This is a genomic window from bacterium, from assembly GCA_018812485.1.
GTDB lineage: Bacteria > JAHJDO01 > JAHJDO01 > JAHJDO01 > JAHJDO01 > JAHJDO01.
Genome location: JAHJDO010000081.1, coordinates 1 through 25,956 on the forward strand (window position 1 = coordinate 1; position 25,956 = coordinate 25,956).

Below are 25,956 nucleotides of genomic sequence, written 5' to 3' on the forward strand. Positions count from 1 at the left end.
CATGACTTTTCCTTTCGGTTTTTGTTGTAACTTATTATTTGAGAAGCAGTTACATTATATCAAGGCTGGAGGGGAAAGTCAAGAAATTAATGTTTGCAACTTCCTGTGTAACAGTGAGTTGTGAATTTTACAGGAGACTATTAATTAAACAAAAAAGGGGGTGAAAAAATGAAAATCGCAGCTTTGATACTTGGGATATTGGGCGGATTAGCTGGAATCGTAGGAGCAATAATGGCTTTATTGGCAGGAGGTGTAGGGGCAGCGCTTGAGGCAGAAGGTGCATCTACAATTGTGACGCTTGGATGGGTAGCATTTCCTTTAGCGCTTTTGGGAATCGTTGGAGGTTCTCTTGCCATTGCTAAGCCAAAAGTTGCAGGTATTCTTATGTTAATAAGTGGCATCGGAGGATTTGTCGCAGTTTCAATGGGTTATATAATTGCCGGACCATTACTGATTATTGGAGGGATTTTAGGTTTGATTGCAAAGAAGGAAGATAAGCGTAATACATCTTCTTGAATATGTAAGCAAAAAACATTCAAAGCATAACAATTGGAATCCGTGAAACACGATACTTAAATTATTCCACTTGTCAAACCTTTCCGTTCTCTCCTAGCAACAAAGTAGGGGACAGGCATGTCTAGTCCCCTACTAGATTCCCCGATTTAATCGCAGAATGACCCCGAAAACGTTCGGGGCTTCAGGATTTCATCCTTCGCAATGACAGAGGATTTTCAGGTTAAAGATAAAATTAACAAAAAATTTGCAAATCTAACCAAATATGTTATATAATTACAACAGAGAATAAAAAAGTTGGAGTATTAGAGATGCTTGAGAGAGAATATAAATATTATCAGAATAATAAAGATAGCATAATAAAAAAATATAAAAATCAATTTGTAGTAATTAAGGACAGTAAAATCATAGGTGCCTATTCGAGCAGGGAAGAAGCTCTAAAAGAATCGGTTAAAGAGTACAAATTAGGGGAATTTTTAATTCAAGAAGTCTCTGATAAAAAGAATGAACAAATACAAAGATTTTATTCAAGAGTATATGTCTAATTCATGGTTAAAGATAAAGTTTTTTATCACGCATTCAGAATTCAGTATCCTCGTATAGCAAGAGAACTTATTACTAACATTCATATTGGTTTGCCTTCCGTTTTGCCTCATGGTGGTCCCAAAAGTTTTATTTCTGTTAAAGGAATTTGGGATACAGGTGCAACGGGAACTGTTATCACAAAATCTATAGTAGATAAACTGAAACTTTCTCCAACGGGAAAAACTAAAGTTCTCGGTTTAAATAGTTCTGCAATTAAAGATACTTATATTTTAGACATTGGATTACCTAACAAGGTGCATATACCAAATTGGAATGTGATAGAGAGCGAGATAAATAGTAAGGAAATTGAAGTATTAATTGGTATGGATATTATACAATTAGGAGATTTAGCAATATCTAATGCTAATAATAGAACAACATTTTCTTATTGTATTCCTGCACATAGAAATCCTATAGATTTGCTTGAAAAGAGCGTCCGAGTAAATCCTAAACGTTAAAAGAAATGAGGGCAAAACTTGGCATAGAAAGTGTATAGATAGCAGAAAGGATATTTTTATATGAAAAAAGACTTGATATCAATAAAGGACTTATCAAAGCAAGAGATTTATAAAATCTTTAACCTTGCAGCGCAATTAAAGAAAGAACAAAAGCAGGGTAAAAGCCATAATCACTTACTGGCTGGAAAAACCATAGCCATGCTCTTTGAAAAACCCTCTCTTAGAACAAGAATGACCTTTGAAGTGGGCATGTATCAGCTTGGAGGCCATACAGTTTATGAACGCTTGATAGGGGAAAAGATAGGGGACAGAGAATCGGTTCAGGATGTAGCCAAAAATCTTGAGCGCTGGGTAGATGGCATTGTTGTGCGCACTTTTTCACATCAAAATGTAACTGATTTAGCAAAATTTGCAAATATTCCTGTAATTAATGCGCTTACTGACCTGTTGCATCCATGTCAAATACTTACTGATATGTTTACTATACTTGAGAAAAAAGGCAGATTAGATGGCATTAAGGTTGCTTATATAGGTGATGGGAATAATATCTGCAATTCATGGATATATGGTGCCGAGAAAACAGGTATAATACTTAAAATCGCATGTCCAGAAGGATATGAACCTTCCAAAGATATGATAACTAAAGAGTTATTTATTACACACAATCCGGAAGATGCAGTCAAGGATTCCGATATTGTTTATACTGACGTGTGGGTAAGCATGGGGCAGGAATCAGAAAAAGCAGATAGAAAAACTATGTTTCAGGCATTTCAGATAAATAAAAAGCTCCTCTCAAATGCAAACCCTGATGTGTTAATTATGCACTGCCTGCCTGCGCATAGAGGGGAAGAAATAACAAATGAAGTAATAGACAGCCCTAACGCAATTGTATTTGATGAAGCAGAAAACAGACTGCACATTCAGAAGGCTATCTTAAATCTCTTTTTGAGAGATGAATTGTAAATCTGTATTAAAATACTTGGTATTCTTGATAGTTGCAGGCATAATACTTTTGCTTGCAAAAACGTTAGCAGGTCCTATAAAGTACGCACCAATAGTTTATAAATCCGCTCAAAAATACAATATTGACCCAGCTCTTATAATGGCAGTTATAGAAATAGAGAGCAAGTTTAATGCCAAAGCAGTGTCTAAAGCCGGTGCAACGGGTTTAATGCAGATTATGCCAAAAACAGCGAAATCTCTATCACGTGAACTGAACATAAAAAAATACAATAAGGATTTCTTATATAACCCTGAAATTAATATCAAAATCGGCACATACTATTTGAAGAAATTATTGCAGGAATTTAATAATGATATTGACTTATCTCTGGGCGCTTATAATGGAGGGATAGGGAATATAAAAAAATGGCAAAGACAGAAAAAAGAAATTCCATTTGAGGAGACGAGAACCTTTATTAAAAAAGTGAAATCTGCACGCATAAAATATAAGGTGGTCAGTAAATTTTGTGGCTACCTTTTTTCTACTTGCCAATAAAGAAAACTTTGTGTTAATATCAGAGACTGAATTTATATAAACGCACATCCTTTGATCTCAGCCAATGGTGCGTCTTCTTTAGGACGTTTTGGCGGGAAGCGATGAGGGTGGAGGATAAAACCAAAAAAAAGGAGAAAGGCATGTCGACTATTCCAGTTAAATACCTCTTAGAGGCAGGGGTTCATTTTGGACACCAGACACACAGATGGAATCCAAAAATGGAAGAATTTATTTTTGGGCAGAAAAGAGGTCTGCATATCATAAATCTTGAAAGAACTGTTCAAAAGATAGAGAAAGCATATGAATTCTTAGTGAATTTAGCTGCGCAGGGAAGATCTATTTTATTTGTCGGTACAAAGAGGCAGGCTCAAATAGCTATTGCTGAACAAGCAACAAGATGTGGAATGTATTATGTCAATCAGCGCTGGCTGGGTGGCACACTTACAAACTTTCAGACGATCCGTAAGAGTATAAATCGATTGCTTGAAATTGAACAAATGGAGGAAAAGGGGGAATTTGACTTACGACCTAAGAAAGAAGTTATCAGATTAAATAAAGAAAAAGATAAGCTTAATAAATATCTTAGGGGAATTAAGACAATGACTGAATTCCCAGGCGCATTATTTATAGTGGACACACAAAAGGAAAAGATTGCCGTTCTGGAGGCAAATAAGTTAAGAATTCCTGTAGTTGCAATTGTTGATACGAATTGTGATCCTGATAGAATAACCTATTCTATTCCTGGTAATGATGATGCTGTTAAGTCAATTGCAGTATTGACCACAAGAATGGCTGATGCGATTATTGAAGGGAAGAAAAAAATTCCTGAAGAGAAAAAGGAAAGAACAGATAAAAAGAAAGAGAAAGCAATAGAAAAAAAGGGAAAAGATATTTCTGAGGAGAAGACTAAAGAAGAGAAAGTCGAAGAGAAAATCGAAAAGAAAGAAAAAGTGAAACAGGTTAAAAAGGAATCCAGCAAAGAACAAGAAAGTGGATTAAAACAAAAAGCAAAGGACTCTGGAGAAAAAAAGGCAATTCAGACAAGCAAGAAAGCAACTGCTAAAAAAAAGGATAATAAATAAAGGAGTTTTTCTATAATGGGAATAAATGCAGATTTAGTTAAAAAATTAAGGGAATCGACAGGCATAGGTATTATGGATTGCAAGGCGGCTTTGATAGAAGCAGACGGGGATTTGGAAAAGGCTACGAATGTTCTGCGTAAAAAGGGGTTGGCAAGTGCAAAGAAAAGAACAGGACGCCAGGCTCTGGAAGGCATTATTGCCTCCTATATACATCATGGAGATAAAATAGGTGTATTGGTAGAGATTAATTGCGAGACTGATTTTGTTGCTAGAACAGATGAATTTAAGGACTTAGCCATGAATATAGCAATGCATATTGCTGCAACAAATCCTTCTTATATTTCTAAGGAAGACGTGCCTTGTGATGTGATTGAAAAAGAAAAGGAGATATATAGCGAGCAAAGTAAAGACAAGCCAGAACATGCTATTGAAAAAATAGTTAATGGCAAACTAGAGAAATTCTTTGCGCAATTCTGTTTGTTACAGCAGACATTTATTAAAGATAGTAAAATGTCTGTTAGCGAATATATAGCGTCTGAAGTAGCCAAGCTGGGAGAAAACACCAAGGTTCGTAGATTTACTCGATATCAACTTGGAGGATAACTTGTTGAAAAAGCCTGTATACAAACGGATTTTACTCAAATTAAGTGGAGAAGCTCTCAAAGGCAAAAGAGATTTTGGTATAGATTTTGAAGAAACGGCTCTTATTGCAGAACAAATTAATGAGATACAGGCACTTGGTGTAGAAATTGCCGTTGTGATAGGGGGGGGAAATATATTTAGAGGGGTGCCAGCAAGTAAGAATGGAATAGATAGAGTCACTGCTGATTACATGGGAATGATCGCCACCATGATTAATGCATTAGCACTTCAAGGAGCGTTAGAGAATATAGGAGTAATTACCAGAGTACAAACTGCAATAGAAATGCAAAAACTAGCAGAGCCATATATAAGAAGGAAGGCTGTCAGACACTTAGAGAAGGGAAGAGTTGTGATTTTCGCAGGGGGGACAGGAAATCCGTATTTCAGCACTGATACTGCGGCTGCCCTGCGTGCAGTAGAAATAGAAGCTGAAATAGTACTTAAGGCAACAAAAGTAGATGGAGTATATAGTTCAGACCCCCTAACTAATAAGAAAGCAAAACGATTTAGTTCAATTGACTATCTTGAAGTAATAACAAAGAGGCTTAAAGTTATGGATAGTACTGCTATTTCTCTTTGCATGGATAATAATCTGCCGATTGTTGTATTTAATATGGGCCAAAAAGGTAATATTAAAAAAGTTATAATGGGAGAGAATATCGGAACTTTTGTAAAGGAGGCAAAATAGAATGCTAAAGCAAATTATTTCACAGACCGAAGCCAAAATGAAAAAATCTATTGAGGCAGTAAAGGGGGAACTGGCTACGATCAGAACCGGAAGAGCATCCGCTTCCTTAGTGGAACATCTTATGGTTGACTGTTACGGCTCGCCGGCGCCGCTCAATCAGGTGGCAGGTATTTCTGTTCCAGAGGCTCAGCTTATTATTATCCAGCCGTGGGATAAGAATATAATATCTGATGTAGAAAAGGCAATAATAAGGGCTAATATTGGACTGACACCTGTAAATGACGGCAAAGTGTTGCGTATACCTGTTCCATCTCCTACTGAGGAAAGAAGAAAAGAGCTCATAAAGATTGTAAAGAAGATAAGTGAAGAAGGGAAGATCTCTATAAGAGGAATACGACGGGATACTATTGCAGAAATTAAAAACCTGCAGAAGAATGGACAGGTGCCTGAAGACGATGCTTTTAGAGACGAAGAACATATTCAAAAAATCACAGATCAGCACATTGGTCAGATTGATGAAGTTGTAGGCAACAAGGAAAAGGCATTGATGGAGATTTGAAAAATCTGGCCTCAACATGAAGAAATTCTCAGCACTTTTCTTGATCTTTTCGCTGATTTTTACCCATCATAACCCTGGACATACATGGCTTGTGAATACGATAATTTAAACAGATTAAGGTAACACTAAAAAACAGAGGAGGACTAAGACATGGCTTATAAAATATCGGATGAATGTGTTGGCTGCGGTACATGTGTTGATGAATGCGAAGCAGAAGCTATCAAAGAGAAAGATGACAAATACTATATTGTTGCTGAGAAATGCACAGAGTGCGGTAAATGTGTAGAAGTATGCCCTGTAGAAGCAATAGCGAAGGAAGACAGTAGCAAGTGAGTTTTGATGAGTAAAAAAGAAGAGATGTTGTCAAAATTAGACCATAAGAAGCTTCCTCAACATATTGCTATTATAATGGATGGGAATGGCAGATGGGCAAAGAAGCGCGGATTACCAAGATCTGCAGGACACCTGGCGGGGGTAAAAACTGTTAGGCGCATTGTAGAAACTTCCTCAAACATTGGTATAAAATTCCTGACCATGTATGCATTTTCCACGGAAAACTGGAAACGTCCCAAAAATGAAGTTAGTACAATTATGTCTTTATTTAAGATATATCTCAAAAAAGAAATATCAACCTTTAACAAGAATGATGTAAAGCTTAATGTAATTGGAAATACAGGAGAATTGTCAGATGATATTCAGAAAGCTCTGGATGATGCGCTAAAGAAGACGTCTGTAAATAAGGGCTTAACGTTTACTTTAGCTATCAATTATGGCAGCAGGCAAGAGATTACGAATGCAGTAAAAAACATTGTAAATGATGTTAAAAAAGGTATTATAAGCAAAGATATAAATGAGAATATAATTGGCAGATATTTATATACCTCTGATTTGCCGGACCCGGATCTTTTAATCAGAACAAGTGGAGAGATGAGGATTAGCAATTTTTTGCTCTGGCAATTATCATACGCTGAGATCTGGATCACAGATACGTATTGGCCGGATTTTGAGCAAACAGAGTATATAAAAGCGATTTTGGATTATCAAAATAGACAAAGGCGGTTTGGGAAACATAACGGATAAGATAATAGCTATGTTACGCAGTCGAATAGCAGTTGCTGTATTTTGCATCCCCGTTTTTCTTCTTTTGGCGTACAATGGAGGAATAGCGTTTACACTGTTTACTGCGACTGTGTCTGTATTTGCATTTTTAGAATTTGCCAATCTGGTTAAACACATAAAGAAGGATATTCCTAAGCTTATTGGAGCTCTAGGCTGTGTATGTATGGTGTTTTCGTTTTATGAAGGAGAGCAAATATTAGCTGGCATAGTTTTGTTTGTTGTGTTTCTCATGGTGTTGACGCTTCAGCTTTTCAGGAATGACATACCGGGTTCAATAGTTATTACAGGAATAACGAGTTTTGGAATAATATATACAGGATGGTTCTTATCGCATCTTGTTGCTCTTAGAAATTTACCGTCAGGCAGAGCATATATTTTTACAATGCTGGCTATTACATGGCTTACAGATTCAGGGGCATATGCAGTTGGAACATTGTTCGGCAAACATAAATTACCTTTAACGGCGAGTCCGAACAAGTCTTACGAAGGATTAATAGGAGCTTGTATAGGAAGTTTTATTGGAGTTATTATTGCAAAACTAATGTTTCTCGGGACACTTACTGTAATTCATATGATTGCGCTTGCAATAGTAATGTTTCTGGCTGGTCAGCTGGGGGATCTATCTGAATCATTGATGAAGCGTGATGCAAAAGTAAAAGATACTGATTGTAGTATCCCGGGGCATGGCGGGGTTCTGGACAGGTTTGACAGCCTGTTATTTACAGCGCCAGCAATGTTCTACTATATAAAACTTTTTTTATAAATGGACTATATTAAAGAATGAAGAAGATACCTGTAGATAAACTGCCTCCACAGAACATAGACGCAGAGATATCTGTGCTTGGAGCTATGCTGATTGAAAAAGAAGCTATTGGGAAGACAATTGAGATATTAAATAGCAAGGATTTTTATAAAGATGCTCATAAGAAGATATTCTCTGCAATAATATCTTTGTATGATAAAGACGAAGCTGTAGATTTAGTCACACTAACTGAACACCTGACAAAGGAAAAAGCATTAAAGGATGTTGGAGGGCCAAGCTATATATCCGGATTAGTTAGCAGTGTAGCAACAGCTGCTAATGTTGAGCATCATGCGCGAATTGTAAAGCAGAAGGCAACACTCAGAAATTTAATCAATGTATCTACCCAAATTATTACAAGGAGTTATGAAGGGGATGAAGAGGTTGATTTAATATTAGACAGGGCAGAGAAACTTATTTTCGATGTAAGCCAGCAGAAGACGAAAGGGGAATTTGTTGCAGTAAAATCTATATTAAAGGACACATTCCAAACTATAGAGAATATAATTGATAAAAAGATTCATGTAACAGGCATTCGTACTGGGTTTGACGAGCTTGATGATAGAACAGCAGGGCTACAGAATTCAGACCTTATTATTGTTGCAGGCAGACCAAGTATGGGTAAAACAAGTTTTGCTCTCTCTCTTGCTCATCATATTGGAGTTGAAGAAAAAATACCTATTGGCATCTTGAGCTTTGAAATGTCTAAGGAGCAGCTTGTACAGCGCATGCTATGCGCAGAAGCCAGAGTTGATATGCATAAAATGAGAACAGGTTATCTTGGAGAACAGGATTGGCCAAAGCTTACTATTGCTGCCGGGAGATTGTCTGAAGCGCCAATTTTTATTGATGATAGTTCTAGTCTTTCTGGGCTGGAGGTGCGTGCAAAAGCAAGACGTCTTAAGGCAAGCAAGAATATAGGGATTCTCATAATAGACTATTTGCAGCTGATGAGTGGCAAATCGAGGATGGAGAACAGACAGCAGGAGATATCTGAAATTTCCAGATCATTAAAAGGATTAGCAAAGGAATTAAATATTCCTGTGGTTGCTCTTTCACAGTTAAGACGTCTGGGAGAAGGAAGACACAGACCTCAATTATCCGATCTCAGGGAATCAGGCGCTATAGAACAGGATGCAGATGTAGTTTTGCTTTTGATGAGAGAAGAATTGTATGAAGAGACTGAAGAGAATAAAGGGAGAGCTGAAATAAATATAGGCAAGCAGAGAAATGGGCCAACTGGATCCTTTGAATTGGCGTTTATTAAAGAATATGCTAAATTTGAAAATCTTTCTATGAGAGAAGACGAAGAATAGAAAAGGAGGAATACTATAATGACAGCTATAATAGATATATTTGCAAGAGAAATTCTTGACTCGAGGGGCAATCCAACAATTGAAGTTGATGTGGAATTGGCATGCGGAGCAATGGGGAGAGCCGCTGTGCCATCCGGCGCATCTACAGGAGAGCATGAAGCTTGTGAACTGAGAGACGGAGACAAAAAAAGATTTCTTGGAAAAGGTGTTAGTAAAGCAGTGAAAAATGTGAACGATATAATTGCTCCTGAACTTCTGGATATGGATGCTACAGAGCAGGCGGAAATTGACAGTATTATGATTTCTTTAGACGGCACGCCTAATAAGGCCAAACTGGGAGCAAATGCAATCCTTGGTGTTTCCCTTGCAGTTGCAAAGGCTTCAGCCATTGCATTAGAACAGCCTTTATATAAGTATATAGGTGGAGTCAATGCAAAGGAACTTCCTGTACCAATGATGAATGTTATTAATGGAGGAAGCCATGCGGACAATAACGTCGACCTGCAGGAGTTTATGATTATGCCTGCCGGAGCTGGTTCGTTCAAAGATGCTTATAGAATGGCTGCCGAAACATTTCATAGTTTAAAAGCAGTTCTTAAAAAGAAAGGATATAGTACAGCAGTTGGAGACGAAGGAGGCTTTGCTCCGAATCTCTCCTCAAACGAGGAAGCAATAAAGGTAATAGTAGAGGCAACTAAGCTTGCAGGTTATACTCCCGGGAAGGATATTTACATAGCTCTTGATCCTGCCGCAAGTGAGTTTTATAAGAATGGCAAGTATGTGATGGCTGGAGAAGGAGATGTTGGAAAATCATCCTCTCAGATGGCAGATTATTACGAAAAGCTGGTTGATAAGTATCCTATAATCTCTATTGAAGATGGTCTTGCTGAAGACGATTGGAAAGGATGGGAAATTCTAACAAAACGTCTTGGAGGTAAAATACAGATTGTTGGAGACGATCTTTTTGTTACAAACACTAAACGACTTAAGATGGGTATTGAGAAAGGAATAGCGAACTCAATCCTGATAAAACTCAATCAAATCGGTACATTGACAGAAACACTGGACGCAATAGAAATGGCAAAAAGGGCAGGATATACTGCGGTAGTATCCCACCGCTCCGGCGAAACAGCGGATACAACAATCGCAGACGTTGTAGTGGGAACCAATGCAGGACAGATTAAATCCGGCTCTCTGTGCAGAACAGACAGAGTTGCAAAGTATAATCAGTTGCTCAGAATAGAAGAAGAACTTGGTGATACTGCAATTTACAAAGGCAAAGGCGTTTTCTATAACATCTGCTAATGCATAATAAAAAACAGAATGCTTCAAAAAACAACCTAAAGAAGATATTACTGATTGTAATAGTTATCCTGTTTGTATGCCTGGCTATATATGCTTTTACCCCTTGTATAATAGAGCAGAGAAAACTGAATAAACAGATTGCAAATCTTGAAAATGAGATTGAAAGGGTCCAAGAATCCAATAAGAAACTTGCTAAAGAGATATTCGCTTTAAAAAACGACCCATTGTACATAGAAAAACTCGCACGTAAGGAATTAGGATTGATAAGGTCTGGAGAGGTAATATATAAGCTTAAGCCAGACAAAGAAGAACTATTCTAATTCCTCTGTATTGCAACTATCGCTTGACACATTACACGGCATTGTGTTAGCTTATTGTGGTAGAAAGTGGAGTGAAATGGTGGAAAAGTTGTGGATTATGGGGATAACTTATGTTTTACGGTGAATTCACACATACACTGGATGAGAAAAACCGTCTTATTGTCCCTATGCGCCTTAGGGGTAAAATAAAGGAAACTTTTGTTGAAAGGTTCATTATTACAAAAGGACTGGATAACTGTTTATTCTTATTTACAGTGGATGAATGGAGATTATTTGAAAATAAGACAAAAGCTTTACCTTTTACCGGCAAGGACGCTCGCGCTTACACCAGGCACTTATTTTCCGGTGCTTCTGAATGCACAATAGACAAGCAGGGAAGGATATCGATCCCTTTATATTTAAAGAATTATGCTCAAATAAGAAAGGACGTTATTATCATCGGGGTTATGAATCGTATAGAGATCTGGAGCAGAGAAAACTGGATTTCTTATTCTAAGAATACAGAAAAATCCGTCAATGAAATTGCGGAACAATTAGAGATTTGATATTCAAGCATATACCTGTTTTACTTAATGAAGTACTTACTCTCCTGTGTATTAAACCTGAAGGCATATACATTGATTGCACAATTGGCGAGGGAGGACATGCTGAGGCTCTACTGAATGTTATACATCCCAAAGGTTTTCTGATTGGCATAGACTGCGATAAATCAGTTCTGGAGATAACAGGGAGAAGATTAGGAAAGTTTGCTGGCTCGTTCAAACTTGTTCACGATAATTTTTTAAATATTGCAGATATCTGCAGTCAGTTAAATATCAAGGCAGTAGATGGGATTATCTTTGATGTTGGGATGTCTTCATATCAAATAGATGATCCTGAAAGGGGTTTTAGTTTTAATAAAAACGGGCCATTGGATATGAGAATGGATCGCTCTTCTAACCTGACAGCTCAGAGTCTGATTAATAGTTTATCCTACGACGAGTTAACGGAGATTTTTTTTAAATATGGAGAAGAACGATACTCCAGAAGAATTGCCTCTAGGATTATAACAGAAAGAAAAAAGGGCTCTATTCAAACAACGGGTGAGTTGGTGGCCGTAATAAAGAAGGCTATTCCTCTAAAAAGATATAGAATTCATCCTGGTACAAGGGTATTCCAGGCCTTAAGAATAGCTACGAATAATGAATTGGAAGATTTGTCTACTGCAGTTACGCATGGCTTTAGCCTTCTTAAAAAGGAAGGCAGAATGTGCATAATATCGTTTCATTCATTAGAAGACAGGATTGCAAAAAACAAGTTCAGGGAATTTAAAATGAATGGGCAAGCCAAAATTATCACTAAAAAACCTCTGACACCAACAAGGGAAGAAATTGATAGAAATATCCGCTCCAGGAGCGCAAAATTGAGAGTTATAGAAAAGATACAATAAATGCATACAAATATTTTTCTATCTGCATATCATAGAGGGGCAAGTCTGCAAAAGACAGTTTCAACATTCAAATGGTTTCTATGGATTATTCCTTTTCTATTGCTTGGTATATTTTACGTATGGCAGCATATTGAGGTTGTGAAAAGCGGCTACTGTATCAATAAGTTAAAGAGTGAACGCATAAGACTAATAGAAGAAAATCATATCTTGCAGCTGAATATGGCTTCTTTAAGATCCCCTCAGCGCATAGAAGCTATAGCCAAGGATATGGGGCTCATCCCGTCTAAAAGATGGTGCATAGTGAGATTATACACGAAGTAGGATTTTATCATGGGTAGTCTAAACTCCGGGCATAAACGTCGTACAGCAATTGTTGTGATAGTAATAAATATTGCTCTTCTTATTCTTGTTGGGAGACTTTTTTATATCCAGATACTTCAGAATAAGAAGTTGTCTGAAGAAGCAAAGAAAACACAGAAGACGAAAATCACATCAAGTACTGAAAGAGGAATAATTTACGATCGAAACAGGAAAGAGTTGGCAGTAAACATAAAGACCTATACCCTTTATATCACGCCCCAAAAGATTAAAGATCCTGAGAATGTTTCCGAGCAGTTAGGGAGAATTCTCTTGAAAGATCCTGAGCAGATACTAAAACAAATTCAGTCTCGCAAAAGGCTTTTTACCTTAGACAGCAAATTGTCTTCTGAAATGTATAAAGAGATCTCAGTCTTGGGCTTAAAAGGTGTTCAGCTTCATCCCGAAAGCGCTAGATTTTATCCAAAGGGCACATTAGGAAGTCATGTTATCGGGTTTGTCAGTAGCGATAACAGGGGATTAGAAGGCACGGAGAAGTTTTTCGAGGATGAGCTGGGAGGCAAAACAGGTTATTATATCACCATGAAAGATGCTAGAGGCAGAGAACTTGTTTCATCCAGATCGCATATATCCAGTTTATCAGACGGCGCAAATATTGTTCTTACTATAGATGAAATTATACAGCATATATTAGAACGTGAATTAGATAGACTGGTGGAAAAATTTAGCCCTAAGAGTGTGACAGGCATTGTTATGAATCCAAATACAGGCGAGATACTTGCCATGGCTAATAGACCCACATATGATCCAAATAACGCCGGAAGTTTTACCCATGATTGCAGAAGAAACAGAGCAATAACAGATGCTTATGAGCCTGGATCTACTTTTAAGGTCATAACAGCGGCAACAGCTTTAAATAATAAAGTGTTTATACCTGAGGATATTATTTTTGCTGAAAACGGCTCATATAGATTTATGAAACATACAATACACGATCATGAGCCATATGGGAAAATTACATTCCGTCAGGCGCTTGAAGTATCAAGCAATATAGCATTTTCCAAGATAGGTACTAGAATCGGCGCAGAAGAGCTGTATAAGTATATTAGATTATTTGGGTTTGGAGCAAAGACAGGTATAGAGTTTCCCGGCGAGGCTAGGGGTTTGCTGCGTTCTTTAAGTAGATGGTCAAAGCTTTCTGTTGGGGTTATTCCATTCGGACAGGAGATATCAGTGACGCCTCTTCAGCTTATAACTGCAATATCAGCAGTTGCAAATGGGGGAAACTTGATGACTCCTATGATTGTGAGTAGTATAGATGATAAGGGGAAAAAAATAAAAAAAGAATTCAAACCCAAGAAAGTTCGTAGAGTAGTTTCTTCTCAGACAAGCAGTGTGTTAAGCGAAATAATGACAGGTGTTGTAAAGAATGGAACTGGTATTAACGCGCAGATTGAGGGATACACTATTGCAGGCAAGACAGGGACTGCTCAGAAATACATACCAGGAAAGGGTTATTCCAATAAAAAATATGTAGCGTCTTTTATAGGATATTTACCAGTCCCTAACCCGCAGGTATCAATACTAATAATGGTAAATGAGCCTCAAGGAGAATATTATGGATCAATCGTTGCTGCTCCTGCATTCAAGAATGTTGCGCAGGATGTAGCGAGATATCTTAATATTTTCCCCGATAATGGAGATCAACATTGAAATTACAGAAACTAATTTCTGACTTAGAGAGCTTTACTATATCCGGCAGGAAAGATATAGAGATTAATGGAATAGCCTCTGACTCTAACAATGTAAAGAGCGGTTTTGCATTTATTAGTATTAAAGGACTAAAGGCAGATGGGCACAATTTTATTAACGATGCTATTTCCAGAGGAGCTGCAGCCCTCATAGTAGAAAAGGATGTAGAAGTATTAGAGGATATAACAATAATAAGAGTTCCTGATACGAAGAAGATACTTCCCACAGTAGCAGATACGTTTTACAACTATCCTTCAAATAGAATGAACATTATTGGTGTAACGGGAACTAATGGTAAGACGACAACCACTTATTTTATTGATCAAATTCTTAGAAAAGCAGGCCACAAAACTGGAATAATTGGAACAATCAATTATCAAATAGGCGACAGAATCATACCTGCTGTAAATACTACGCCAGGCCCAATTCAATTAAGAGCATTGCTCAATCAGATGTTAGAGGTAAACACAGAGATTGCCGTAATGGAGGTTTCCTCTCATGCAATTGCCCAAAGAAGGATAGCAGGAATTGAATTTGACACCTGTATTTTTACTAATCTAACACCTGAACATTTAGACTATCATGAAACATTAGGGAAATATCAAGACACAAAGCTTCAGCTCTTTGAACAAATGGGGAAGAATAGTAAAAAGAATACTGCTAAAAAAGCCATCATAAATATAGATGATCCTGTAAGCAGACGATTTATTGATGCGTGTGGAGTTGAAGTTGTCACCTATGGATTAAATACAAATGCATCTGTGTATGCAACGGATATAAAATCAACACTTAATGGTTCATGTTTTAGACTTCATGTTTCTCTGGATAAAAGCATAGATGTAAAAATTAATCTTGCAGGTAAACACAACATCTATAATGCACTTGCAGCCACAAGTGCCGCGTTAACTTTTGGTCTGTCTCTTAATGAGATTAAATCCGGACTGGAAAGCTTAAAATCAGTTCCCGGTAGGTTTGAAAAAATAACCACAGATGCAGGTTTTTACATTATTGTTGACTATGCCCATACTCCAGACGGCATGAAACAAGTTCTTAGTACTGCAAGAGACTTAACACCCAACAGAATAATAACAGTGTTTGGATGCGGAGGAGACAGAGACAGGTTGAAACGACCGCAAATGGGAAGGATCTCTTCAGAACTAAGTGACTATACTATCATTACCTCTGATAATCCAAGAACTGAAGATCCAATGAAGATTATTGAAGAAATTATTCAAGGCATTAAAGGCACTGGCAGGTCTGACTTTGAGACTATACCGGACAGAAAAATCGCTATTAAGAGAGCTATCAATCTTGCTAAAGAGAATGACCTTGTAATGATTCTGGGTAAAGGGCATGAGACCTATCAGGTATTAAAAGACACAGTTGTCCCCTTTGATGACAGGCAGGTTGCGAAAGAGATATTGGGTTTCGTATAGGTTTTTATGCGGGGCTATGATATAATTTAAGACTAAGGAATCGGCAACAATAAAGCACAATCAGGGTATTAGAGTATGAAAAAAATCGTGAGCGAAGACAAGCCTGAATTTCTAAGAAAATATTTTTGGGATATTGATTTTGATAAGATTAATCTTGAAAATCGCAAGATATATGTTCTAAAGCGTATTTTGGAATATGGCGATGAGAATGCTGTTGATTGGATGTGGAAGAATTTTAAAAAAAGAGATATAAAAGATACATTAGCTAATTTTCGCGGATATTCTTTAAAAACTGCTAATTTTTGGGCTTTGATTTTAGATATACCAAGAAAGGATGTATTATGTTTGAAGAAACATTCGTCAAAGGAGCCAAGAACATTCTGGCCTTATTAGGTCGTTCAGGTATTTTACAAGAGACCTATTTGGCAGGCGGCACTGCAGCAGCTCTCCAAAGTGAAAGAGTTTTTTGAGGAAGAAATAAAAAAGACAGTTCCATAGCAGACTTTTGATAACAGAAAAATTGTGAAAGAAATTCTATTGTAGGGGCACAATATTTTGTGCCCTTTTTTTATGTCATTGCGAGGAGCAAAGCGACGTGGCAATCTCTTTCGTTTTTCTAAAGACAATTAAGCTCTTTTATATGTATCGAATTATTGCATAATCTTCAAAGTATGATATTCTGAAGAATAGAAACAGTTTAATACGAAGTTCGTATATTGGTTGTTAGATAAGAAATAATAAAAAGAAATATTATCCATATGAAACTTACACCACATACTATAAGTATAAATGGCTACAAGAACATACAAGAATCGTGCCCACTGAATACATTTAGGGTCTACGATCCTGGACAGATTCCACCAATATTACCAAGTGAACTAGTTAATAAATCTATCAAAGTGATAGTTGCAGCCTCTGGAGATATTCATAATGCTGTTTATATGGTAAATTGCTTAAGAGTTGATCAAAAAGATTTTGCAATTGATCAGCAACCTCTCATTATTGCATATAGTGATAGAAATCTAACTGCTGGAATTATTCAACATGGGGATTGGTCTGGACGAACAATATACCCTCCACCCAGTTTTTTTAATGCAATAACAAGTAGTGGAATTATGCAATACTATCCTTATGTAGGAATCCCGAATAAAAGCCAAGGTGCCTTTGACGAATTAACACCAGATTCTCATAGAGAAGCATTTTGGAGCGGGGTTAGAATGATAAAATAAAGACTGCGAAGATATTTATTATGTCCAAGGAATACACTCTAAAAAAATATCTCTCTATTTGCTGGAATTATGTTTGGGGTTTTTTCAGAAAGATATTTAGAGGACAAGTAGTCGAAAAAAAGCCAATTACCCATGTCCTAGAACCTAAAATAGAAAATCCTATTGATTCTGTTGAAGAATCAAAGTCAGGAAAAGCTGCTGTAAAGCCCGAGACAGAAAAACTGGTAGAGTCTACCGTATCCCCAAATGTTATCTTTCCAGTAGAATCAACATTGTATATTGGGAATGACCATTGGAAACTGCTTTTGTCTTTTCTCAGTACGGCTACAAAAAGCATAAGAATTATTACGGGAAGTATAGCTTACGATGCATTATCCTTAATACTTTCACATGTCCAAAATGGAGTTTCAATTAAGATTGCTACGGGAAGAATGAAGGATTATGAAGAGATATCTCAACGTATTGGTGTAAAAAGCATAAAAAGCTTTAAGAGATTACATGCAAAATTGTGCGTAGTAGATGGGAAAAGGATGTTAATAGGTTCCTCAAATATTACAAAGGGATCTCTGGGAGACGATCAAGGAAGATATGGTTCTCTGGAAGCAAATATAATTGTTGATGATTCAAGTATTGTAGAGAGTGGTAAGCACTTATTTAATATCATTTGGAATAGAAAGAGCGATATTGACCTTTTAAAAATAGATAACGGATTTATATCAAGTGCATACGGTATTCCATTTAAAATCAAAGAACTTATTCAACGGGCTAAAAAAGAAATTGTTATTATCATTCCTCCATTATTCGGGAAATCTACTTCAAGATATAAGTCTATCCCAAAATATATTAAAGATTTAAATCCTGACGTAAAGATAAAGATAATTACTTCACACAGAATAAATGAGTATTATGAAGATGCTTTTAACGAGATAAAGACATTTGATAACACGAAAATAATCTTGGCAGAGAATAGAATCCATGCCAAAATTTATATTTTTGATTGGCAAACTGCAATAATATCATCGGTAAATTTAGAGTATCCTCAATGGGTATCATCTTTGGAATCTGGGATTATAACTGCAAATAACGAAATTTTGGAGATAGTTAAAAGAAAAGCACACGAACTCGAATCAAATATTGCTTCTTTAGAAATGGTTAAGAATTTAGAAGAGGATGACGAATCCACGCACGGTGAATCACTTGAAAAAATGGAGTTTTGTTTTGAAACAGAGGGAAAAGGAATAATCCCTGAGTTGATTATAGATGAAGGAGTTGATGATGAGAAAGTTAAAGGAAGATTAACTTCAATAGCTGGCAAAAGGTCAGTTCAGGAACCAACAAAAAATACTTCCGATAGTAAAAATGGACATATGAAATTATCCAAAGGTAAAAAAACGAACTTGATACAGGCTGCAACAGAAGGCGATACTGAGAGAGTGAAAGTTTTATTAGAAAAATGCTACTTTGATCCCAAGACACAATCTTTCAAAGGATTTGATGTGAATAAAAAAGATAAAGATAGTAATACTGCTTTAATATGGGCAGCACGAGAAGGACATATTGAAACAGTAAAAGCATTATTGACCCATGGAAGTATGCTGTCTTATGCCAAAAGAAAAAAAAGGAGAAAAAAGAATCCAACTTTAATCAATCTAGATATAAGAAATAAATTTGACAAAACAGCTTTGATATATGCGAGCGAAAAAGGTTACGATGAAATAGTCCAACTGCTCAAACAAGCCGAATCTGTTGACCAAAGAGAATGGTTTTATGCTAAGAAGGAAAACCATAGTGTTAGTAAAAAGGAGAAAAAAGGCAGAACATCTTTAATGGGAGCCACACGTGGAAATAACATCAAAACTGTAAAATTTTTATTGGATAAAGATGTTGATGTTAATGAAACAGATAAATCGGGATGGACAGCTTTAATATATGCGGCGTGGGAAGGACACACGCAAATTGCAAAAGTATTAATAGATAGACATGCTGATGTGAATAAAAGAGATGAGACTAGAAAAACAGCTCTAATATGGGCAACAATTAAAGGAAATCTTGAAATTGTGGAAATCTTAATAAATAATGGTGCTCATGTAAACATAAGAGATATATACGGGAATACACCTTTAATGAAGAGCAGTAATATGAAAATAACACAACTACTCAAGCAAGCGGGAGCTAAAGAATAAAAAAACAGGATGAATAACGAAAATATAGTTAAAAATAAAACAATTCAAATATCATGCCCGTCCAAGCATCTTGAGGAAATAATACTACCGTTTTTAAAAGGCAATGTTTTCCATGTAACCACACTAGAAAGTTTTGAAGGGATAAAGAAGGAAAATAAGATTGTAAATAACAAAGATAAATCATTTTCTTTTTCTTATCCACAATCAGAAAATAGTCATGGAAGAAAACAAGGATGGATTTGTTTGTTTGATCTTCGAACAGTAACCAATGAACAAATTGATGAATCTTTGCTTAGGTATTACTTTCTCAATCCTGTTAGTGCAAGCGATAGTCCTATCTTTCTCATTCTATCAAAAGAGTTATATCCAGAACTTATTCCATATACGTATGCTCAAAAACAGCAAGCACAAGACATGTGGATACCTTATGTCGAATGTTGGTATCCTCAAGATATTTTATTGAAAAACATAAAGCGAATTATTGAATTGGAAGTTCGAAGAGAAAAATTGCAATCTAACTAAAGACTGTAATAAGTCAGGGAAATAAACATGATCGTTCCGGTAATTATGCTGGTAGTCTTAGGTTTATTTATTCGTATCGTTTGGGAAGCTTGCTTTCAAGGTAGAGGGACATGTTTAAATTGTAAACGAAGTGATGTCATTATTCGTTGGAAAGTAGGCAAGGAAAAATTTTGCAATAAAAGGTGCATGTCTGAATACTTTAGATGTCAGGTTTGTGGCAGACCTTCAAGATATCAGACTGAAAGCGGGAATTTCTGTAGTAAGAATTGCCAAAAAAAATTCTTATGTAGCATTTTAGAAGACGATACTTAATTCTTAAAAAGCTGATAAGAATCCAACAAAAGACGAGATTGCTTCAGGATTTCATCCTTCGCAATGACACCCTCTAGTTTCGCATGAGGCGAAACTATCCCCCTTTGAAGGGGGCTTTCGGGGGATGTTAGAAAAGACATTTATTAAATTCCCGAAATGTAGTAGATTGTCAGTATGGAATTGTTATATGTAAACGAAGTCATAAAAGCTACCAAAGGCCAGCTTGTCAAGGGCGATCAAAGTTTCCTCGTTAAAGGCATATCAATAGACTCCCGCAGTATAAAAAAAAGTGACTTATTTATTGCAATTAAGGGAGATAATTTCGATGGCCACGATTTTATCGGTAATGCCATAAAAAGTGGCGCATCAGGAGTTATTCTTTCCAGCCTAGATTCTTCTCTCAAAACTTTATCCTCTGCTTTTATTATTAAAGTAAGCAATACTCTTAAAGCCATCCAGAATTTAGCAAAGTATTATAGGGGGAAATTTGATATCCCGATTATTGGTATTACAGGCAGTAACGGCAAAACCACTGTTAAGGATATGACAGAGGGCATACTCTCTCAGAAGCTTAGAATAACAGGGACAATAGGTAACTATAATAATCAAATCGGAGTTCCGCTTATGGCGTTTAGACTATCAAAAGATACGAGAGCCGGTATCTTTGAGATGGGGATAAGTTCGTATAAGGAAATGGAAAATCTTGGAGATATTATTCGTCCTGATATTGCAGTTATAACGAATATAAACATAGCTCATATGCAGTATTTTAAGACAATTAGAAATCTTGTAAATGCAAAATCAAAACTGCTGGACTTTGTTACTAAAGAAGGCACTGCGATCTTAAATGCGGATGATAAATATTTTAGCTTTCTTAAATCCAGTGCAAAATGCAGGGTTATATCGTTTGGCATAAAGAATAAGGCTGATATTATGGCTGAGGATATTAGTTTATTGCCTGCAAGCACAAAATTTCTTTTAAATGGCGCTGTTAAAATAACTCTGCCTATACCTGGAATTCATAATGTGTATAATGCATTGGCTGCTGCTGGTGTTTTTTTGCAGTTTTCTAAAGATTTAAATCTTGTAAGAGATGGCTTGCGGAACTTCAAACCTCCTGAGATGAGAATGCAAATGATAAAGATAAAAGATCTTGCTATAATAAACGACGCATATAACGCAAACCCAGCTTCAACCAGAGCGGCTTTAGAAGTGCTCAGAAATATTAATTCAAATCCCAACGGGACAAGATATAGAAAAGTTTTTATTTTTGGTAATATGTTTGAGCTTGGCGACCGCAAGGTATCAGAACATAAGAAGATTGGAAAACTTGTTGCGGAATCTCAAATAGACACATTTATAACTGTTGGAGAACTTGCTGGATTATCAGCTGCTGCAGCAAAAGAGAGCGGGCTCAATGAAAACAAGATATTCTCGTTCAAAAACACAGAGGAGGTTGGAGAAAAATTATTGAGCATACTGCAAAGTAATGATACTCTGTTGTTAAAAGGTTCAAGAGCAATGCGTCTTGAAAACATACTTAAAATACTAAAGGATTCGTAATGTTTTATCATCTTTTTTATTCACTCAGCAATGTATGGAGCGGGTTTAATGTTTTTAAGTATATTACATTTCGCGCAGGAGGCGCAGCTGCAACTGCGCTTCTGTTGAGTATATTTCTTGGGCCATGGGTAATAAGAAAATTGCAGGAGTTGAACATTGGACAATATATCAGAAAAGGGGAATGTCCTGACCTGTTTACCCTCCATCAAAAGAAACAAGGCACTCCCACCATGGGCGGGGTTTTAATACTTCTGGTTTTATTGATTTCTACATTATTATGGGCTGATTTCACAAACAGATACATAATGCTTGTTTTACTCATAACTCTATGCATGGGTGGAGTTGGCTTTATTGATGACTATCTAAAAATACATAAAAAGAATGCCAAAGGACTCAAGATAGGCGCAAAATTATTAGGCCAGCTCATTATTGCTGGTTTTATAGGTTTCTATCTTTATTATAATCCGGTAAGTTCTAAGTTTGCCACAAAGCTTGGAGTTCCACTTTTTAAAAATTTCTTTATTGATTTAGGCTATTTCTATATTCCATTTGTTATGCTGGTTATTGTTGGGGCTTCAAATGCGGTTAATTTTACAGACGGGCTTGACGGCTTGGCTATTGGATGCGCAATGATAGTTTCTATTACGTTCATTATAGTAACATATTTATGCGGACATGTTGGATTCAGTAAATACCTGAATATCATAAACGTTGTCGGGAGCGGAGAGCTTGCTGTGTTCTGCAGCGCTCTGGTAGGAGCAAGCCTAGGTTTTCTCTGGTTCAATTGCTATCCTGCAGAGATATTCATGGGGGATACAGGCTCCCTTGCAATAGGCGGAGCGCTTGGTTTTGTATCTGTGATTGTAAAACAGGAGATATTACTGGTAATAGCCGGCGGTATTTTTGTTATGGAGGCTATATCTGTTATTATTCAGATTGTTTCATTTCGTATAACAGGGAAAAGAGTGTTTTTAATAGCTCCACTGCATCATCATTTTGAAAAAATGGGTTGGGATGAACCAAAGGTTACAATTAGATTCTGGATAGTATCTATAATTTTTGCTCTTATAAGTCTTGCAACCCTGAAGTTAAGATAATGTCAGAACTTACTCCAATGCTCAGGCAGTATCTAGGCATAAAAAAGAACAATAAAAATACTATCCTTTTCTTCAGGTTAGGGGATTTTTATGAAATGTTTTTTGAGGATGCAAAGCTTGCATCCGGACTTCTTGAGATTACTCTGACTTCCCGCGATGGCGGAGAAGGGAGAAAAATACCAATGTGCGGCATTCCATATCACGCTGCAGAAAACTATATAGCAAAATTAATAAAAAGCGGCCATAAAGTTGCTATCTGTGAACAAGTTGAAGACGCAAAAAAGGCAAAGGGGCTTGTTAAAAGAGAGATTGTAAAAACAATAACTCCAGGTACAGTTCTTTCAAGCTCTATGCTTGATGTAAAGAGCAATAATTATCTTGGAGCAGTAGTAATTTTAGATAAAAAATTTGCACTTTCGGTCTCGGATCTATCAACGGGTGAGTTTAAAGCAACAGAGTTTTCTGATTATGCAAAATTTTTAGACGAAGTCCGCCGTGTCAATCCAAAAGAAATTATCATCCAAAATTCCTTAATGGAAAATGAAAAGATTAAAAAAGATATTAGTATATCCTGTCCTGTTTTAACTCCTTATGATGACTGGCACTTTGATAGAGAAAGCGCAACTCAGATACTTACTTCTCATTTTAAGACACAGTCAATGGACGGGTTCGGATGCAGAGACTTTCCCTCTGCTGCATGCTGTGGAGGCGCGCTTCTTGAATACATAAAAGATATACAGCAGATTTCGCCGACACACATAAATGATTTCAAGATATATTCAACATCAGACTTTATGATACTGGACAGTGCTACTCAAAAAAATCTTGAACTTGTTGAAACTTTAAGTGCTCATGAGAAAAAAGGGACATTATTAGATACACTGGATGAAACTCTTACTCCAATGGGAGGCCGTCTCCTGCGGACCTGGGTTGTGCAACCTCTGAGAGACTCAGAAGAGATTAACAATAGGCTTGATGCTGTTAATGAGTTTATAAATTCTGCAGATGTTAATGATAAGGTAAGAGCTATCCTCAGACATATCTCAGATATAGAGAGAATAATCAGCCGTGTTAATTGCGGTCTGGCTAATGGGCGTGATCTGATAGGTCTCAGGGAGTCCTTGAAAAAGGTTCCTCATGTAAAGGAAATAATTAATAAATTCAAGGTACAGATGTTAAAGAATGTATGTGAGGACTTGCAGGACGTCTCAGAACTGGTTAGTTTACTTGATAAGGCTATTGTTGATGAACCTCCAATCAGTATTCGGGACGGCAATATTATCAAGCAAGGATTTGATGCTGATCTTGATGAAATAAGACAGGTCAGCAGGGGAGGGAAGGACTGGATCAAATCGCTTCAGGCAGAAGAGATCCAGAGAACAGGAATAAAATCTCTAAAGGTAAGATACAACAAAGTTTTTGGATACTATATTGAAATTACAAAGTCAAACCTGAACATGGTGCCTGATAATTACATCAGAAAACAGACTCTCTTGGGTTGTGAAAGGTTTATAACTCCGGAGCTGAAGGAGAAAGAAGCGCTTGTTCTTGGCGCAGAAGAGAGAATTAATGAAGCGGAATATAAGATTTTTACTAATGTGCGCAGTCAGGTTGCATGTGAAACTGTCAGGCTTCAAAAAATAGCGCGCGCTATTGGCATTCTGGATGCAGTAAATTCCTTTGCGTTAGTAGCAATACAAAATAATTACGTAAAACCTGAAATTACAGATTCTGATGTTATAGAGATTGTCGAGGGCAGGCATCCGGTTCTTGAGAGGCTGGATATCGGAAGTAAATTTGTTCCAAATGATACATATCTCGATAATTCCAGCCAGCAGATAATGATAATCACCGGACCAAACATGGCGGGCAAGTCAACTTATATTAGACAAGTTGCTCTTATTGTTCTCATGGGACAAATCGGCAGCTTTGTACCCGCAAAAAGCGCAAAGATTGGTACGGTTGACAGAATATTTACCAGAGTCGGTGCGTCTGATGAGCTGACAAAAGGACAGAGCACATTTATGATAGAAATGAATGAGGTAGCAAATATACTCAATAATGCCACTTCGCGTAGTTTAGTAATACTTGACGAAGTAGGAAGAGGTACAAGCACATTTGATGGTGTTAGCATTGCATGGGCAGTGGCGGAATATATACATAATAATCCAAAAGTCAATGCAAAGACTCTTTTTGCTACTCACTATCACGAGCTGACAGAACTTGTTCTCACATTGGAAAGAGCAAAGAATTATAATGTTTTGGTAAAGGAATGGAATAATGAAGTTATTTTTCTTCATAAGATAGTTGAAGGCCCAACAGATAAGAGCTATGGCATTCACGTTGCATCTCTTGCAGGTTTACCTAAAGAGGTCATAGAAAGGGCAAAGGATATACTTGTTAATTTAGAGAACGAGACAATCTCCGAAGAAGGCCTTCCCAAGTTCGCAAAAGAATCTCCTCAGCTTACGTTTTTTGCCACAGTAAACCATCCCGTTGTGGATGAAATAAAAAACTTAGATACGGAAAACATGACACCGCTTCAGGCGCTTAAGAAACTTGATGAGTTGAAGAAGAAAGTTGGAGAAGATAAATAACATTCGAAATCAGCTGACTTGGCGAGCCGCAAGGCGGCGAGACAAGGTCAACTGGATTGAGTTGTTAGATTGCTTTAAATACGAATACAATTACACATTTATTGAACTGTAAATGAATCTCTAATTTGCCTAAATTGTTCCTCAGCAATATCATAATAATCCCAAAATGCAGCAGTCTCTAATCGGTAAATTCGTGTACCTCTAGGACATAGTTTCTTTAAGTAAAAAATGATTTTCCTCCTCATATCTTCGTTTGAGATAGTGGTCCTGAAATCTAATAGTCCTATCAATTTTCCATCTTTTTCTAGGACTTTAACATCAAATAAGTTGAACTTACCGTTGATTCTATGAATATCCTTTCTTACCAGAGATACGGTTTCAGTTAAATATTTCTCTAAATCAGATTTATCTCGTATGTTAAGTCCTTCATCTATATCCACTGTGGCAAAAGCGAATAAGTTCCTATTCATTAAAAAGATAATAGGGTTTGTCCCATACGTGTTAAGTTAAGCTAATAAGTTTTCTCGCCGATGTGGTTGACATCGGTGTTTTTTTGTGCCATTATACCGATAGCCGTAATAATGCTATCGGCATAGAAAGGAGACAGTTATGACGAAGGAGAACAGAAGGA

28 protein-coding genes are annotated in these 25,956 nt (G+C 36.8%); 27 read left to right on the top strand and 1 reads right to left on the bottom strand.

Going from position 1 to position 25,956, the window contains the following annotated elements:
• The first annotated feature begins 168 nt into the window (after nucleotides 1–168).
• The 27 genes from KKC91_06305 (at nucleotide 169) to mutS (ending at nucleotide 25,325) form a co-directional block, all read left to right on the top strand.
• On the top strand, nucleotides 169–516 hold the full coding sequence (locus tag KKC91_06305; GenBank protein MBU0478161.1) for a hypothetical protein: 348 nt from the start codon (nucleotides 169–171) through the stop codon (nucleotides 514–516).
• Between the two features lie 308 nt (nucleotides 517–824).
• Entirely contained in the window at nucleotides 825–1,058 is a 234-nt protein-coding gene (locus KKC91_06310) for a hypothetical protein (GenBank protein ID MBU0478162.1), read from the top strand.
• A 3-nt stretch (nucleotides 1,059–1,061) separates the two neighbouring features.
• Complete coding sequence (locus KKC91_06315; protein MBU0478163.1) at nucleotides 1,062–1,556, top strand: aspartyl protease family protein; 495 nt, start codon at nucleotides 1,062–1,064, stop codon at nucleotides 1,554–1,556.
• Between the two features lie 60 nt (nucleotides 1,557–1,616).
• A complete protein-coding gene (argF, locus tag KKC91_06320; protein ID MBU0478164.1) occupies nucleotides 1,617–2,519 on the top strand; it encodes an ornithine carbamoyltransferase in 903 nt (300 codons plus the stop codon).
• Entirely contained in the window at nucleotides 2,509–3,054 is a 546-nt protein-coding gene (locus tag KKC91_06325; GenBank protein ID MBU0478165.1) for a lytic transglycosylase domain-containing protein, read from the top strand. The genes argF and KKC91_06325 overlap by 11 nt, the downstream gene beginning before the upstream one ends.
• A 140-nt stretch (nucleotides 3,055–3,194) precedes the next feature.
• A complete protein-coding gene (gene rpsB, locus KKC91_06330; GenBank protein MBU0478166.1) occupies nucleotides 3,195–4,136 on the top strand; it encodes a 30S ribosomal protein S2 in 942 nt (313 codons plus the stop codon).
• 15 nt (nucleotides 4,137–4,151) lie between these two features.
• Nucleotides 4,152–4,739, top strand: a complete 588-nt coding sequence (gene tsf, locus KKC91_06335) for a translation elongation factor Ts (GenBank protein MBU0478167.1) — start codon at nucleotides 4,152–4,154, stop codon at nucleotides 4,737–4,739.
• Nucleotides 4,740–4,743: 4 nt separating this feature from the next.
• On the top strand, nucleotides 4,744–5,466 hold the full coding sequence (gene pyrH / locus KKC91_06340) for a UMP kinase (protein ID MBU0478168.1): 723 nt from the start codon (nucleotides 4,744–4,746) through the stop codon (nucleotides 5,464–5,466).
• Between the two features lies 1 nt (nucleotide 5,467).
• Nucleotides 5,468–6,025: a ribosome recycling factor gene (frr, locus tag KKC91_06345; protein ID MBU0478169.1), complete on the top strand. Its 558-nt coding sequence runs from the start codon at nucleotides 5,468–5,470 to the stop codon at nucleotides 6,023–6,025.
• 150 nt (nucleotides 6,026–6,175) lie between these two features.
• Nucleotides 6,176–6,358, top strand: a complete 183-nt coding sequence (locus KKC91_06350) for a 4Fe-4S binding protein (GenBank protein MBU0478170.1) — start codon at nucleotides 6,176–6,178, stop codon at nucleotides 6,356–6,358.
• Nucleotides 6,359–6,364: 6 nt separating this feature from the next.
• A complete protein-coding gene (locus KKC91_06355; GenBank protein ID MBU0478171.1) occupies nucleotides 6,365–7,105 on the top strand; it encodes an isoprenyl transferase in 741 nt (246 codons plus the stop codon).
• A 10-nt stretch (nucleotides 7,106–7,115) separates the two neighbouring features.
• On the top strand, nucleotides 7,116–7,907 hold the full coding sequence (locus KKC91_06360; protein ID MBU0478172.1) for a phosphatidate cytidylyltransferase: 792 nt from the start codon (nucleotides 7,116–7,118) through the stop codon (nucleotides 7,905–7,907).
• A gap of 17 nt (nucleotides 7,908–7,924) precedes the next feature.
• Nucleotides 7,925–9,262 (top strand): replicative DNA helicase, encoded by a 1,338-nt coding sequence (gene dnaB, locus KKC91_06365; protein ID MBU0478173.1) that lies wholly within the window; start codon nucleotides 7,925–7,927, stop codon nucleotides 9,260–9,262.
• Between the two features lie 18 nt (nucleotides 9,263–9,280).
• Nucleotides 9,281–10,567, top strand: coding sequence for a phosphopyruvate hydratase (gene eno, locus KKC91_06370; protein MBU0478174.1), 1,287 nt, complete (start codon nucleotides 9,281–9,283; stop codon nucleotides 10,565–10,567).
• Nucleotides 10,567–10,887 (top strand): septum formation initiator family protein, encoded by a 321-nt coding sequence (locus tag KKC91_06375; GenBank protein MBU0478175.1) that lies wholly within the window; start codon nucleotides 10,567–10,569, stop codon nucleotides 10,885–10,887. The genes eno and KKC91_06375 overlap by 1 nt, the downstream gene beginning before the upstream one ends.
• A 110-nt stretch (nucleotides 10,888–10,997) precedes the next feature.
• On the top strand, nucleotides 10,998–11,432 hold the full coding sequence (gene mraZ, locus KKC91_06380) for a division/cell wall cluster transcriptional repressor MraZ (GenBank protein MBU0478176.1): 435 nt from the start codon (nucleotides 10,998–11,000) through the stop codon (nucleotides 11,430–11,432).
• Entirely contained in the window at nucleotides 11,429–12,316 is an 888-nt protein-coding gene (rsmH, locus tag KKC91_06385) for a 16S rRNA (cytosine(1402)-N(4))-methyltransferase RsmH (protein ID MBU0478177.1), read from the top strand. The genes mraZ and rsmH overlap by 4 nt, the downstream gene beginning before the upstream one ends.
• Nucleotides 12,317–12,637, top strand: coding sequence for a hypothetical protein (locus KKC91_06390; GenBank protein ID MBU0478178.1), 321 nt, complete (start codon nucleotides 12,317–12,319; stop codon nucleotides 12,635–12,637).
• A 9-nt stretch (nucleotides 12,638–12,646) separates the two neighbouring features.
• Nucleotides 12,647–14,347, top strand: a complete 1,701-nt coding sequence (locus tag KKC91_06395) for a penicillin-binding protein 2 (protein ID MBU0478179.1) — start codon at nucleotides 12,647–12,649, stop codon at nucleotides 14,345–14,347.
• Nucleotides 14,344–15,822: a UDP-N-acetylmuramoyl-L-alanyl-D-glutamate--2,6-diaminopimelate ligase gene (locus KKC91_06400; protein ID MBU0478180.1), complete on the top strand. Its 1,479-nt coding sequence runs from the start codon at nucleotides 14,344–14,346 to the stop codon at nucleotides 15,820–15,822. Before KKC91_06395 ends, KKC91_06400 begins: the two co-directional genes overlap by 4 nt.
• 75 nt (nucleotides 15,823–15,897) lie before the next feature.
• A complete protein-coding gene (locus KKC91_06405; protein MBU0478181.1) occupies nucleotides 15,898–16,215 on the top strand; it encodes a hypothetical protein in 318 nt (105 codons plus the stop codon).
• 365 nt (nucleotides 16,216–16,580) lie between these two features.
• Nucleotides 16,581–17,051 carry a hypothetical protein gene (locus KKC91_06410; GenBank protein ID MBU0478182.1) on the top strand — a complete coding sequence of 157 codons (471 nt, stop codon included), beginning with the start codon at nucleotides 16,581–16,583 and terminating at the stop codon, nucleotides 17,049–17,051.
• 20 nt (nucleotides 17,052–17,071) lie between these two features.
• Nucleotides 17,072–19,234 (top strand): ankyrin repeat domain-containing protein, encoded by a 2,163-nt coding sequence (locus tag KKC91_06415; protein ID MBU0478183.1) that lies wholly within the window; start codon nucleotides 17,072–17,074, stop codon nucleotides 19,232–19,234.
• Nucleotides 19,235–19,243: 9 nt separating this feature from the next.
• A complete protein-coding gene (locus KKC91_06420) occupies nucleotides 19,244–19,756 on the top strand; it encodes a hypothetical protein (protein MBU0478184.1) in 513 nt (170 codons plus the stop codon).
• A 486-nt stretch (nucleotides 19,757–20,242) separates the two neighbouring features.
• On the top strand, nucleotides 20,243–21,631 hold the full coding sequence (locus KKC91_06425) for a UDP-N-acetylmuramoyl-tripeptide--D-alanyl-D-alanine ligase (GenBank protein ID MBU0478185.1): 1,389 nt from the start codon (nucleotides 20,243–20,245) through the stop codon (nucleotides 21,629–21,631).
• Nucleotides 21,631–22,728, top strand: a complete 1,098-nt coding sequence (gene mraY / locus KKC91_06430) for a phospho-N-acetylmuramoyl-pentapeptide-transferase (GenBank protein MBU0478186.1) — start codon at nucleotides 21,631–21,633, stop codon at nucleotides 22,726–22,728. The genes KKC91_06425 and mraY overlap by 1 nt, the downstream gene beginning before the upstream one ends.
• Nucleotides 22,728–25,325, top strand: a complete 2,598-nt coding sequence (gene mutS / locus KKC91_06435; GenBank protein ID MBU0478187.1) for a DNA mismatch repair protein MutS — start codon at nucleotides 22,728–22,730, stop codon at nucleotides 25,323–25,325. The genes mraY and mutS overlap by 1 nt, the downstream gene beginning before the upstream one ends.
• Nucleotides 25,326–25,423: 98 nt before the next feature.
• On the opposite strand, the gene KKC91_06440 is transcribed toward mutS, so the two are convergent.
• Entirely contained in the window at nucleotides 25,424–25,795 is a 372-nt protein-coding gene (locus tag KKC91_06440; GenBank protein MBU0478188.1) for a hypothetical protein, read from the bottom strand.
• Nucleotides 25,796–25,956 lie beyond the last annotated feature (161 nt).

Bases quoted from the DNA above. Each gene is read 5' to 3' on its own strand.
- KKC91_06305 (MBU0478161.1), top strand. From the start codon at position 169: ATGAAAATCGCAGCTTTGATACTTGGGATATTGGGCGGATTAGCTGGA.
- KKC91_06310 (MBU0478162.1), top strand. From the start codon at position 825: ATGCTTGAGAGAGAATATAAATATTATCAGAATAATAAAGATAGCATA.
- KKC91_06315 (MBU0478163.1), top strand. From the start codon at position 1,062: ATGGTTAAAGATAAAGTTTTTTATCACGCATTCAGAATTCAGTATCCT.
- argF (MBU0478164.1), top strand. From the start codon at position 1,617: ATGAAAAAAGACTTGATATCAATAAAGGACTTATCAAAGCAAGAGATT.
- KKC91_06325 (MBU0478165.1), top strand. From the start codon at position 2,509: ATGAATTGTAAATCTGTATTAAAATACTTGGTATTCTTGATAGTTGCA.
- rpsB (MBU0478166.1), top strand. From the start codon at position 3,195: ATGTCGACTATTCCAGTTAAATACCTCTTAGAGGCAGGGGTTCATTTT.
- tsf (MBU0478167.1), top strand. From the start codon at position 4,152: ATGGGAATAAATGCAGATTTAGTTAAAAAATTAAGGGAATCGACAGGC.
- frr (MBU0478169.1), top strand. From the start codon at position 5,468: ATGCTAAAGCAAATTATTTCACAGACCGAAGCCAAAATGAAAAAATCT.
- KKC91_06350 (MBU0478170.1), top strand. From the start codon at position 6,176: ATGGCTTATAAAATATCGGATGAATGTGTTGGCTGCGGTACATGTGTT.
- KKC91_06355 (MBU0478171.1), top strand. From the start codon at position 6,365: ATGAGTAAAAAAGAAGAGATGTTGTCAAAATTAGACCATAAGAAGCTT.
- KKC91_06360 (MBU0478172.1), top strand. From the start codon at position 7,116: ATGTTACGCAGTCGAATAGCAGTTGCTGTATTTTGCATCCCCGTTTTT.
- dnaB (MBU0478173.1), top strand. From the start codon at position 7,925: ATGAAGAAGATACCTGTAGATAAACTGCCTCCACAGAACATAGACGCA.
- eno (MBU0478174.1), top strand. From the start codon at position 9,281: ATGACAGCTATAATAGATATATTTGCAAGAGAAATTCTTGACTCGAGG.
- KKC91_06375 (MBU0478175.1), top strand. From the start codon at position 10,567: ATGCATAATAAAAAACAGAATGCTTCAAAAAACAACCTAAAGAAGATA.
- mraZ (MBU0478176.1), top strand. From the start codon at position 10,998: ATGTTTTACGGTGAATTCACACATACACTGGATGAGAAAAACCGTCTT.
- KKC91_06390 (MBU0478178.1), top strand. From the start codon at position 12,317: ATGCATACAAATATTTTTCTATCTGCATATCATAGAGGGGCAAGTCTG.
- KKC91_06395 (MBU0478179.1), top strand. From the start codon at position 12,647: ATGGGTAGTCTAAACTCCGGGCATAAACGTCGTACAGCAATTGTTGTG.
- KKC91_06405 (MBU0478181.1), top strand. From the start codon at position 15,898: ATGAAAAAAATCGTGAGCGAAGACAAGCCTGAATTTCTAAGAAAATAT.
- KKC91_06410 (MBU0478182.1), top strand. From the start codon at position 16,581: ATGAAACTTACACCACATACTATAAGTATAAATGGCTACAAGAACATA.
- KKC91_06415 (MBU0478183.1), top strand. From the start codon at position 17,072: ATGTCCAAGGAATACACTCTAAAAAAATATCTCTCTATTTGCTGGAAT.
- KKC91_06420 (MBU0478184.1), top strand. From the start codon at position 19,244: ATGAATAACGAAAATATAGTTAAAAATAAAACAATTCAAATATCATGC.
- KKC91_06425 (MBU0478185.1), top strand. From the start codon at position 20,243: ATGGAATTGTTATATGTAAACGAAGTCATAAAAGCTACCAAAGGCCAG.
- mraY (MBU0478186.1), top strand. From the start codon at position 21,631: ATGTTTTATCATCTTTTTTATTCACTCAGCAATGTATGGAGCGGGTTT.
- mutS (MBU0478187.1), top strand. From the start codon at position 22,728: ATGTCAGAACTTACTCCAATGCTCAGGCAGTATCTAGGCATAAAAAAG.
- KKC91_06440 (MBU0478188.1), bottom strand. From the start codon at position 25,795: ATGAATAGGAACTTATTCGCTTTTGCCACAGTGGATATAGATGAAGGA.